This is a genomic window from Caballeronia sp. INML2, assembly GCF_023631365.1.
Classification (GTDB): Bacteria; Pseudomonadota; Gammaproteobacteria; order Burkholderiales; family Burkholderiaceae; genus Caballeronia; species Caballeronia turbans.
The window spans coordinates 1-1,448 of sequence record NZ_JALQDH010000181.1 but is presented as its reverse complement, the minus strand read 5'-3'; the positions used below and the strand labels follow the sequence as shown (position 1 = coordinate 1,448).

The 1,448-nt window shown below is 61.6% G+C and carries 1 pseudogene; it reads left to right on the top strand.

The features are described from left to right. A pseudogene (locus tag NCT32_RS36870) lies at window positions 1–1,448 on the top strand (type IV secretion protein Rhs); the annotation flags it as partial.

Genomic DNA, 1,448 nt, shown 5'->3' with positions numbered 1-1,448 from the left:
TCACCTGATGGTGCGCCATACGGATCGTAACGGCCTGTCGTTCTATTACTCGCATCAACATCACGACGATGGTCTCTGGCGCGTCGATCATGCGTGGGGCGATGGTGGGCTGTACGACTATCTTTTCGAGTACGACCTGACGCATCTGGAAACACGCATCATCGATTCGCTTGGCGGCGTGACACTCCTGCAAGCCGATGCACGCGGCCTGCCGATCATGCTGACCGATCCGATGGGCGGTGTCTCCAGCTACCACTACGACGGATTGGGCCGCACCACGTCGATGGTCGATCCGGCGCGCAACCGCACGACGTGGGAATACGACAACTTCGGCAATGTCGTGAGCCAGACGCTCCCCGATCGAGGCCGCGTCTGCACCGAGTACGACGAAACCCTCAGACCCGTCGCGATCACCGATCCCGAGGGCGGCGTATGGAAACAGGCGTGGGATGCGCGCGGAAATCTAGTGGGACAGACCACGCCAGAAGGCATCGAGACGGCGTTCGAATACGATGCGCGCGGCCAGCTCGTGCGGGTCGACGATGCGGCCAAACAACCCACCACGCTCATCTACGACACGTTCGGCTATCTCGCCGAAGTAATCAACGCGGCGGGCCGAAGCATCCGCCTCGCGCACGATGCGCGCGGCAATCTGCTGCGCCGAGAAGCGCCCGGTGAAGACGCCACGACTTATCGCTGGGACGCCAAGAATCGTTTGAGCGCGTGTCATTTGCCCGGTTCGCGGGACGTGCTTTGCGAGTATGACGCGCAAGACAATCTGATCCGCTATACCGACGAAGCCGGTCAACTCACGAGCTATACCTATTTCGGTCAAGGGCGGCTGCACACCCGCACCGATCCAGATGGCAGCGTGACGCGCTATCACTACGATACGGAGGAACAACTTGTCGGCGTGAGCAATCCGCTCGGGCAGCAGTGGCAGCTTAAGAGCGATGCGAATGGCCGGCTGATCGAGGAAGTGGACTACTGGGGTCAGGCGCGACGCTACGCTTACGACCCCGCCGGACATTTGACGCGCTCCATCGATCCGTTAGGGCAAGCGCTTGCGATTCAGTGCGATGCCTTGGGGCGGGTCGTCAAGCGCAGCGCGCAGACGGGCGAGGAAGAGTGTTACGCCTATAACCGCAAGGGCCAACTGACCACAGCGAGCAACGCGCACGGCACGGTTGAGCGCACCTACGACACCGATGGCCGACTGACGCGTGAGACGCAGCAGCAGGCGTCATTCTCGGGAGCGATCGAGTACGCCTATGACGAGGCCGGGCGATTGGCGACGCAGCGGCGCCGCATGGATTCGGACGTCGAGGGCAAGAAAAGCGCATTCGAACAGACGCTAACGTATGGCTACGACGTGCTGGGCCATGCGAAGACGCTAAAGATCGACGAGCAAGAGCCGATTCGCTTTACGCGTGACATGGCGGGACGGC